Consider the following 10185-nt stretch of genomic DNA (forward strand, 5'->3'; position numbering starts at 1 on the left):
GCCGAAAGTGTGCCACATCCGCAGCATCCACCAGCCGCCAGCGATGGCCACGCCAGCCAGCACGCCAACGCCGGCCAGCTCGGGCGCGGTGTTGCCGGACAGCCAGCCGGCCTCGCTGCGGCCCAGCACGTGCAGCTGGTCGGGGCTGTCGTTGCCCACGCTGGGGATGCCCAGCGCCAGGTATTCCAGCAGCTTGGTCGGCGAGCTGTAGTCGTACATGACGCCGCGCGGGATGTAGGAGATGGCGGCGTCGGCGCCGCGCAGCAGCTGCCAGGCTTGCTCGCCCGGCATCCAGCCGGTGATGTGCACGGCGTCGGCCAGGCCCAGCGCGGCGGCGTGGGCCAGCAATTTATCGGTGTCGGCCTGATCCGGCGAACCGCCCACCAGCAGCAGGCGCGCGGCCGGGTGGCGCTGGCGCACCAGCGCCAGGGCGTCGATCACCAGGTCGAGGCGGCGCATGTGGTCCAGCGTGCCGAGATAGGCGATCAGCGGCACGCCCTGGTCGGCCGGCAGGCGCCGCGCGGCGCCCTGCTGCTGGTCCAGCAGCTCGGTGTCCACCCCCATCGGCACCGCGCTGATGCGCGCGGCCGGGATGGCGCGCGCCGCCACATAGTCTTTCATGGCGTCGCTTTGCACGCAGACATGGCTGGCGCCGCGCAGCACCACGCGGTACAGCAGCACCTGCTCGACCAGGCCTTTGGCCAGGATCAGGCGCGAACGCAGGCCGCCGCCGGCCGCCAGCTGGGCGCGGGCGCGCTGCACCCGGCCCTCGCACATCAGGAACGACATCCAGTAGACAAACGGGATGCCGCGCAGGCGCGCCACCAGCATCACCAGCAAGCCGATGCTGACCATGTCGCGCACCTGGATCAGGTCGCACTCGGCGCGCGGCACGCCAACGGCGGTGCGCAGGCTGGCCAGGGCGAAGCGGGCGTCGCGCAGCAGGCGGCTGCCGCCGGCCGCGACGCGGCGCACGCTGGCGAAGCCGGGCATGCTGGCCGGCGCGGCCGGGTCGCCCAGCCCGAGCAGCGCGCAGCGGATCGCGTGGCGCGGCAAATATTTTCCAAATAAAACAGCCACATCGGCGCGGTGCGTGGGCAGTACCTCGGGCACAATTTGCACGATATTAATAGGCTTGGGCTGGTTCAAAAGCGGCTCTGGCGGAAGACAATAGATTTCGAAATTATAACAAAAAAGGCGATTGCCTTGATGGCAATCGCCTTTGGTGCGCAGGGCCCCGGCAGCCGCTTACGGCAGCGGAATATCCTGCGTGACGGTCTTGGCCGCGTTGCTCAGCGTCAGCACGCGGGCGCCGCTGACGGTGTTGACCTTGCCGGTGACGCCGGCGCAGCCCACGTCCAGCAGCATCAGGATTTCGGCGCTGCGCGACGCCGGCAGGTAGTAGGCGCCATGGCCCTCGACGGTGCCAGGTTTGGGCGGCGGCGCCACCGTCACCTTGTACGACAGGCCCGGGCTGATCGGGCGGATGCAGACCGAACGGTCGACATTGGTGATGCTGGCGACGTTGGTGGTCGGGTCGTACACGATGCTCGCGGCCGCGTGCAGATTCCATTCGAACGAGCGGGCCGGCAGGGTCGACGGCGAGGCCAGGGTGTCCATGATGACGGCCGCGCCGCCCAGCTTGCGCGAGAACCAGACGCGGCGGATGGCGGCGGTCAGGTTGCCGCCGTAGGCGGCGGTGGCGTCGCCCTCGGCGTAGTCGAGGTCGGCGCTTGGCGCGAACGAGTTGATGCGGCCGGTGCGCAGCAGGTTGACCGGATAGTTGTCACGGTCGATGGCCTGGCCGATGCCGCCGTCGTAGGTGACGGCGTTGTGCGACTTGGTCTGGCGGTACCAGTCGTAGAACAGCGGCGTGCCATATTCGTAGTAGCCGGCCTGGGTCAGCAGCACGCGGCTGCCGGCGTGCAGCAGGATGGCGTTCTGGTCGCCATGGCTGTGGGCGTACGAGCCGAACGGGCTGGACTTGAAGTACAGCGACACCCGGTTCGGGTTGAACGCGGCCGGCGCGATCGGGTTGGCCTGGTTGTTGTGCATGGCGACCCAGCCGATGCTCGGGTACACGCCGGAGTTGGCGGGCGGCGCGCCGGCCGCGACCCGGCTCACCGGCAGCGGCGACGGCGCCAGCAGCAGCGTCAGCGCGTCTTCCTGGCCGGCGATGTTATCGTAGTACCACTTGGCTTCCGGGGTGGCGAAGCGCGAGGCGAAGGCCTTGAGGAACTTCGGCGTCGGCGTGTCCTCCGAACCGTCGCCAAAGGCGTGCACCTTGGCGCCCGGCGGCACGAACATGGTGAAGAAGTCCTTGAAGCCCTTGGCCCAGGGTTTCTTGAACAGGTTGACGCCGGTCATCTCGGCCAGCGGGTCCCAGATCTGCAAGGACAGGTCCATCGCGGCCTGGCCGTAGGCGGTGCCGTTGGAGAAGCCGCCCTCGGCGCCGCTCCAGGCGAACACCGAGTGCACATAGTAGCGCACCGAGAAGTCGTACCATTGCGTGGCGGCCGGCACGTCGCCCAGGTTGAGGGCGGCGATCAGGGCCAGGAAGCCGATGTTGTTGCCGCCGTGGTTGTCGAACGGATACTGGTCCATGCGGCCATTGGAGCCGGCCAGGTCGGCGTACATCTGGGCGGTGCGGTAGGCCACCACGTTCATCCACCTGGTGCGGCGGGTGGCGTCCAGGTTGTTCCACAGGTAGTCGTAGGCCTTCGACAGCGACAGGCAGATCACGCGCGTGGCCTGGTCCTGGTTGACATAGCTGGTCACGCCGTCCGGCGCCAGCGCGGCCAGTTCGTCGCCGCGCTTGATCGCCTCGTTCAGGTAGGTGACGTCATTGCTCAGGCGGTACAGCAGCGCGGCCGCCTCCAGCTGGTGGCCGGTGTTGTTGATGCGGTTGCGGATATCGCCCAGCTGCGCCACATAGGCCGCGGTCATCGGCGTGGTGGCCACCAGCGTCCAGTTGGCGTCCAGCACCGGCGTCATCGGCATGTGGCCGACCACGTCGCTCACCAGCGCCTTGTAGGCGGCGCCGCGCTCGGCGATCATGGCCGGGGTCCACTTGGCGTACGGCAGGAAGGTGGTCGGCAGCATGCGCGAACGCGGATGGGCCAGCGTGTAGGCGCGCAGGGTGGCGTTTTCCGGCACCACGAAGGCGGTGGCGGTGGTCGGGATCACGAAGCTGCGCGGGGTGGACCAGTTGGTCGGCTCGGCGGTCGGGCGCACGCGCCAGCTGTAGGTGCCCGGCTCCAGCGTGGTGGACGGCATGTACCAGTTGCGCGACAGGCCGCTGTAGGTGATGGGGCTGGTGGCGCCGGTGCGGGTCAGCTCCAGCACATAGGTGGTGGAGGCGGTCGCGGTCGGCAGGCGCGACCAGGCGAAGCTGGGCGGATTCTGCACCTGGACGTCCAGGTTGGCCGGGGTCGGCCGCACGGCGGTCGGGTCGGTCGACACCACCCAGTCGGCGGCGAAGCCGGGCACACTGACGGCAAACGACAGCAGCGCGGCGCAGCGCCAGGCGGTCAACTTAAAGGGATTCATGTTTTCTCCAGGATGTGACTGACGCAAAAAAGCGGCTCTGTCTGCCGCTGCTCGCCCAGATCCGGAACCCTGGGCAGGAATCAAGCATACGCAAAGTGTACACTATTCCCGCCAGAAATCAATTTCTCTGTAGTAATCCTTGTTTCATATCACGCTGCATGTAAGGGCCTGGCCAACCCGCTTTTCACCGCTGGCGCGGCCAGCGGCGGCGCCGTTTCCGGGGCCGCCGCGACTGTGGCGGCGGCGCCACTGTAACGGGCGATCTGCACGATGCTGCCGATGCAGAACATCAGCAACAGCTCGGCGGTGCACTCCTCCACCAGCCCGCGGTTGTAGATCAGCGTCGACAGCAGCAGGGCCAGCAGCGGCACGCAGGTTTCGGCGATGGCCTGGCGCCCCGGGTCCAGCTGTTTGTTTTTGGTCACCTTCCAGCCCAGCCGCAGCGCCGCCAGCAGCAGCGCCACGTAGGCCAGCGCCCCCAGCACGCCCTCGTCCCACAGCAGGATGGCCAGCGCGGTGGCGTCGATCGACAGCGGCGCGTAGCGGCGCGCCACCTCGCCGGCGCTGACCACGCCGCCGGCCGGCTTGCTGGCGCCGGGGCCGAAGCCGACCAGCCGCTTGGGCAGCGAGCTGCCCTTGTCGTTGAACCAGATGGCCAGCGAGGCGCCGCGGCTGACTTCGCCGGTCTTGTAGTTGATGCTGCGCGGGTCGAAGAAATAGCCGCCGCGCGCGTCCAGCTCCTCCGCCACGGTGTGGCCCTTGTTGAAATTCTTGCCCCAGTACAGCGCCTTGTACACGGCGTAGGTGCTGGCCATGAACACCATGATCAGCATGGCGTAGCCGACCATGAACAGCAGGTTCTTCATGATGCGCTTGCGCAGCACCCAGAAGGTCACCGCCGGCAGCCAGATGAAGGCGGCCTTGACCTCGCCCAGCAGCACCACCGCCAGCACCACCGCCGCCACCGCCAGCATGCGCGGCAGCGACAGCAGGCCGCGGTCCCAGCGCGCCAGCGCGTACACCAGCATCCCCAGCATGAAGATCACCATGCCGGCGCTGTTGCCGCCGAAGCCGGGGGTGCCGCCGAAGGTGCCGACGATGGAGTCGTAGGTGCGGCCGTCGGCGATGAAGAAGTGCTGGTACAGCACCACCGGCAGCTGGATCAGGGCCACCACCACCAGCAGCCGCCACAGTTTCTCCAGCTGCTGCGGCTGCCAGCGGATCCAGTACAGCGCCAGCAGCACGCCAAACATCGGCAGGGTCGACTTGAAGGCCGACAGCAGCTGGCCGGTCGGCACCCGGTTGATCACGCCGCTGATGCCAAAGCACAGCACGTACAGCGCGGCCGCCAGCAGCACCCCGCCGCCCTCGGGCCGCGGGATATCCTCGCCCCGCGGGCGCCGCCGCAGCAGCAATTCCAGCAGCGTGCGCGCCAGGAACATGATGGCGAAGCCGACCGCCACCCACACCGCGGCCTTCATGCGCACGAAGTACAGGGCGCTGCCCTGCACCAGGAAGGCGGCCACGAACAGGATGGTGATCAGGCCGTACAAATTGGCCATCACGAACAGCAGCAGCGCGAACACCGCGCCCACCACGATCAGCAGCAGGGCCGGCGAGTCGAGTCCGCCGATCAGGCCGACAAACAGCGACACCAGCAGCACCGGCAGCAGGAACAGCCAGGACAGGCCGCCGCGGGCCGCCGGCCGGGCGCGGGAAAGCTGGAAGGGCGTCGGCGCCGCCAGGCGGCTGCGGCGGAAAAATGGCAGTTTCATAAAATCGATTCAGTGTGGCGGATCACATGCCCAGGGTCCCGGTCAGGCGGGTGCGGGCCCGCTCGTCCAGCGATCCCAGCATGGCGTTGATGAACTGTTCCTGCGCCCCGTAGGCGGCCGGCTCGTCGGTGCCGATGGTGGACACCCGCACCAGCATGCCGTCGGCGATCATGCCGGTCAGGCCGTAGCGCAGCCGGGTCAGGCGCTGCTCCATGCCGGGATGGGCGGCGCGGTTGCCGATCGTGATCCAGTAGGTGATCGGCTCGTGGCGCTGGCCGGACACGGCGTACAGGCGCTTGACCGGGATCGCGCCATACGGCGTGCTGACGCTGCCCGGCGCCGAATGCTGCACCTGGAAGCCCTGCGCGGTGTAGCAGGTTTCCGGGTAGTGCCCCCCCATGTTGTCGCTCTGGTCGCCGCCATAGGCGATCGACAGCATCACGCGCTGGCCGTCGCGGTTGATGTAGGTGCGCGACAGCGTCTGGTTGTAGATGGCGTCCAGCCGCGCCTGGGTGTCGGGATCGACCGCCAGCGGCACCAGGGTGGGGTCGATCCGCCAGTCGCCGAACTGGGTCGGGATCAGGGTTTCCAGCTTGAACTTGGGCTGGGTGTCGGCCATTTTCTGCGACGGCGTCATCACCTTGGTGAGGCCGGAGGCGGTCACCATCAGCAGGCCCAGCACGACGCTGACCGTAAACGCTTTATTCCTCATGGGGTCACTCCTGCGCGCTTCCATTTGACGAACAATTGCAACAGCGAGTCGAGCGCCAGGATCAGCAGCAAGGCGCTGATGAACAGCACCATGCCGGCGAAGCCGTGCAGGAAGCCCTGGCCGGCGGCGTCGCCGAAATGATAGGTGATCAGGGTCAGCACCATGACCCGGATCACATTGGCGGTAAACGAGATCGGGATGATCAGCAGCGCCAGCAGCACATTGCGCAGGGCCGAGGTGTGGCGCACCACATTCAGGTAGAACAGGCCCAGCGCCTCCAGCGTGAGGAAGGTCTGCAGGCCGGCGCAGGCGTCGGCCACCAGCAGCTGGTACTGCCCCACCTGCAGGATCACGCCGGCGCGCGCGATCGGCAGGCCGGCCGCGTACAGCAGGTGTTCCACCACGTACGACACCGCCATCTTCATCGGCATGGTCAGCATGCTGACCAGCGAGCCCGGCAGCGGAATCATGAACAGCATGAAGAAGAAGGAAAACCACAGCACCGCCAGCGCCGGGCGGCCGAACTTGATCAGCACCAGCGCGCCCAGGATCAGGATGAAGGCGGCGATTTCCAGCGAGACGATTTCCTGCGAGCCGCCAAGGATGTGCAACAGCAGCCCGATCAGCAGCAGCGTGAAGCCGCCCCACGGCGCCGGGCGCGGCGCGGCCACCGCGCGCGGCAGGTTGCGCCAGCCCAGCCACAGCGACAGCGCCAGGATGATGGGGCCGTGCGCCTGCTCCTCGGTGCGCCAGACCCCGGTGAACAGGTGGTAGAAGGTCGGGACGAACAGGGCCAGCAGGCCGACCAGCACCGGCCACCACTCGGCCAGCGGCAACGCCAGGGCCGGCGACGGCGCCGCCGGCTGCGGGTCGAGCTTGCTGGGCATGACGGGCGCGTTCATCAGAAGTCGACGAGGACCGAGCCGACCACTTCGGCGCCGCTGCGCTTGATCTGCTCTTGCAGCGCCTGCACCTCGGCCAGGCCGGTCTTGTTCTTGCGGATCACCAGCAGCACGCCCTTGGTGCGCGCGGCGATGGCCAGCGCGTCGGCGCCGGCGGCCAGCGACGGCGCGTCATACAGCACCACGTCGAAGCGCGCCTCGAGCTCGAGGTTGGCGGCGGCGAAGGCGCTGCGGCTGAGCAGTTCCTGCGGGTTGGGCGGCAGGGTGCCGGCGTTCAGCACCGACAGCGCGACAAAGGCGTCGATCTTGCTGATGCTGTCGAAGTCGGCGCGTCCGGCCAGCAGGTCGGACAGGCCCTGGCGCGCCTCCAGGCTGAAGATCTGGTGCTGCGCCGGGTGGCGCATATTGCTGTCCACCAGCAGCGTGCGTTCGCCCAGCTGGGAGAACACCACCGCCAGGTTGGCCGCCAGCAGGCTGGTGCCGTCGCCGGCGCCGGCGCCCATGATGGTCAGCGACTTGTGGCCCAGCGCGAACCAGCGCAGCATCAGCTGGCTGCGCACGGCGCGCAGCATTTCCACCTGCGGGCTGAACGGCTCGTAAGCGGCCTTCAGGGTGTCCGGGTAGCTGGCTTCGCCCTGGCGCAGGTAGGGGTAGTCGAACTGGCGCGCCAGCACCTGCTCGATGTCGGCCTCGGTGATCAGGCCCAGGCGCTTGGCCGCCTCGCCGAAGCGGATGCCCAGTTCGCGCTGCATGCGCAGCGCGTGCTCGGCGTTTTCGGCCGTGATCTTGCCGGCGGCGAGCAGCAGGCCGCCGATGCTGGAGTCGCCCATTGGCGGCGCGGCGCGCAGCGGCGCCGGAGAGAGAGGTTGGTTCATGGCTATGGTCACGGTTAGGTCAGGCGCGCACGGCGCGGGCGCAGGAGGGCTTGGAGGCCGTTGACGGAACGGGCCGGCGTATCTTTCCAGTCGATCGCGCCGAACACCGGGATGTCGAGCGTGTCGACCAGGTCGACCTCGCCGCGCACGCGGCGGTCGAACACCTCGGCCAGCACGGCGAAGCCGATGCCCAGCATGGCGCCCAGCACCACCGACAGCGCGATGTTGAGGGCGATTTTCGGGTTGGACGGCTCGATCGGCGGCTTGGCCGGGTTCAGCACGGCGATGTCGGACTGCTCGGCCTGGCCCTCGACGCGGGTCTGCGAGAAGCGCTGCGAGGTGGTGTCGAAGGCGCGCTGGGCGTTGTCGACGTCGCGCGCCAGCACGCTCAGCTCGTCGCGGGTGCGGTTCAGTTCCAGCACCTTGGTTTTTTGCGCCTCCAGCGCCGCGCGGATCGCGCCCTCGCGCTGCGACAGCACGGTGGCGTTGTTGCCGACGCTGTTGGCGACCAGGCGCAGCTGGGCCTTGAGCTCGTTGCGCAGTTTTTCCGTCTCGGCCGCCGCGCTCTGGTATTGCGGGTGGTTCGGGCTCAGGCGCTGCGCCATCTCGGCCAGCTTGGCCTCGCTTTGCGACAGGTTGGCCTTGAGGTTCTGGATCAGCGGGTTGGTCAGCACGTCCGGCGATTCCGAGCCGCTGGCGCCCAGCGCCATGTTCTGGCGCGACGACGCCTCCATGCGCTGGCCCTGGGCCGCCACCAGTTGCGCCGACAGGTCGTTCAGGCGGTTGGTTTCCACATCCAGGCGGTTGTCGACGCTGACGATGCCGTGTTCCTGCTGGTATTTGGAGAGCCGGCTCTGGGCCGCCTCGACGTTGTCGCGCAGGGTCTTGATCTGGTCGTTGAAGTAGGCGCTGGCGCGCTTGAGCGGATCGACCTTGAGCTGGATCGCCACGCGCTGGTATTCATCGGCGAAGGCGTTGGCCACGGCCGCCACGAACTGCGGGTCGGAGCCCTTGAAGGTGATGTCGATCACGCTGCTCTCGCGCGACGGCGCGATGTCGAGTTTTTTCAGCAGCAGCTCGGCCAGCCAGTCGCGCACGTCGCCGCGGCCGCCGGTGGACGCGTTGAACTCGGCCAGCACGGCCGGGCTCTGCGCCAGCTTGAGCGCGTCGACCACGCGCAGCGCCACGTTGCGGCTGCTGATGATGTCGACCTGGGTCGCCATGTAGCCGGGCAGCAGCTGGCCCGGCATGGTCAGGCCGGTCAGCGGGTCGATGCCCTTGAAGTTCAGCACCACCGAGCTGGTGGCGGTGTAGGTCTTGGGCAGGATGAAGCTGACCGCGGCGGTCGCCAGCACCGTCACCAGGAAGGCGGTCAGCACGATGCGCTGGCGCGCCCGCAGGATCAGGAAAAACAGAGTAGCGTTCATTTTAGACTTCCATATTTAACAATGTGAGCGCGGCTCAGAACCAGCTTTCGCTGATGTACACCACGTCGTCCGCCTTGAGCAGGTCGTCCTGCTTGGCGTCGATCACCTGCAGCTTGCCGTCGGCGTCGCGGCGCTTGATGCGGATGTGGCGCTCGGTGCCGCGCTGGGTCAGGCCGCCGCCGGCGGCCAGCGCCTGCAACACCGTCATCGAACGCTCCAGGCGGAAGGTGCCGGGACGCTGGACTTCGCCGTACACGTAGAAGCGCGGCGCGCGCTCGACGAAGATGATGTCGTTGCTTTCCACCGTGACGTCGGGCGCCACGTTACCGCTTTGCATCATCCCGAGGATGTCGATGTTTTGCTTGGTCGGCTTGTCGCCCTGCTTGCGGATCAGCACCACCACGTCGCTGCCCTCGGCGCCGATGCCGCCGGCCTGGGCCAGCATGTCCAGCACAGTGCGGCGGGTGTCCAGCGGGTAGCGGCCGGGACGGTTCACCTGCCCCAGCACCGACACCTGCTGGCTTTGCAGCGCGGTCACCACGATGTTAACCTGCGCCTTGCGCAGGAAGCCGCCGCTTTCCAGCAGCCCGGCCAGCTTCTGTTCCGCCGCCGAGACCGGCAGGCCGCCCACCTTGACATTGCCGACCAGCGGGAAGGTGATGCTGCCATCCTCCGCCACCCGGGTTTCCAGTCCCAGGTCGGGGCTGCCGTAGACCGACACCTTGATCAGATCGCCGCCGCCCAGCAGGACATCGCCCGCCCAGGCCAGCGTGGCCATCATCCCCAGCATCGCTGCCACCATCCATTTTGCCCATCTTTTCATGATCTACGCCATCCTATTGAGTGAAATTGTTTGCGCCCGGCTTACTTCAGGCCGGACACGCCGCGCTCGTTGGCGCTGCCGGCCTCGGCCGCGCCAGCCGGGCCGGCGGCCGCGGCGGCCGG

8 protein-coding genes are annotated in these 10185 nt (G+C 68.0%); all 8 read right to left on the reverse strand.

Going from position 1 to position 10185, the window contains the following annotated elements:
• The coding region (locus GM676_RS30615) for a glycosyltransferase (protein ID WP_155468345.1) at nt 1-1056 on the reverse strand (1056 nt) is incomplete at its 3' end.
• Nucleotides 1057-1248: 192 nt separating this feature from the next.
• Nucleotides 1249-3549, reverse strand: a complete 2301-nt coding sequence (locus tag GM676_RS30620; protein WP_155468347.1) for a DUF4962 domain-containing protein — start codon at nt 3547-3549, stop codon at nt 1249-1251.
• A 149-nt stretch (nt 3550-3698) separates the two neighbouring features.
• The gene (locus GM676_RS30625) at nt 3699-5324 is read right to left on the reverse strand and encodes a hypothetical protein (protein WP_155468349.1); all 1626 of its coding nucleotides are present in this window, start codon (nt 5322-5324) and stop codon (nt 3699-3701) included.
• A 22-nt stretch (nt 5325-5346) separates the two neighbouring features.
• The gene (gene epsI / locus GM676_RS30630; RefSeq protein ID WP_155468350.1) at nt 5347-6036 is read right to left on the reverse strand and encodes an exosortase-associated protein EpsI, B-type; all 690 of its coding nucleotides are present in this window, start codon (nt 6034-6036) and stop codon (nt 5347-5349) included.
• Nucleotides 6033-6938 carry an exosortase B gene (xrtB, locus tag GM676_RS30635; protein ID WP_371866414.1) on the reverse strand — a complete coding sequence of 302 codons (906 nt, stop codon included), beginning with the start codon at nt 6936-6938 and terminating at the stop codon, nt 6033-6035. Before xrtB ends, epsI begins: the two co-directional genes overlap by 4 nt.
• Entirely contained in the window at nt 6938-7813 is an 876-nt protein-coding gene (gene epsG / locus GM676_RS30640) for a chain length determinant protein tyrosine kinase EpsG (RefSeq protein WP_155468351.1), read from the reverse strand. Before epsG ends, xrtB begins: the two co-directional genes overlap by 1 nt.
• A gap of 14 nt (nt 7814-7827) precedes the next feature.
• Nucleotides 7828-9240 (reverse strand): chain length determinant protein EpsF, encoded by a 1413-nt coding sequence (gene epsF / locus GM676_RS30645; RefSeq protein ID WP_155468352.1) that lies wholly within the window; start codon nt 9238-9240, stop codon nt 7828-7830.
• 34 nt (nt 9241-9274) lie between these two features.
• A complete protein-coding gene (gene epsE / locus GM676_RS30650; protein ID WP_155468353.1) occupies nt 9275-10063 on the reverse strand; it encodes a polysaccharide export protein EpsE in 789 nt (262 codons plus the stop codon).
• Nucleotides 10064-10185: the final 122 nt, after the last annotated feature.

This window comes from Duganella radicis, assembly GCF_009720825.1.
In the GTDB taxonomy this organism is placed as follows: domain Bacteria; phylum Pseudomonadota; class Gammaproteobacteria; order Burkholderiales; family Burkholderiaceae_D; genus Rugamonas; species Rugamonas radicis.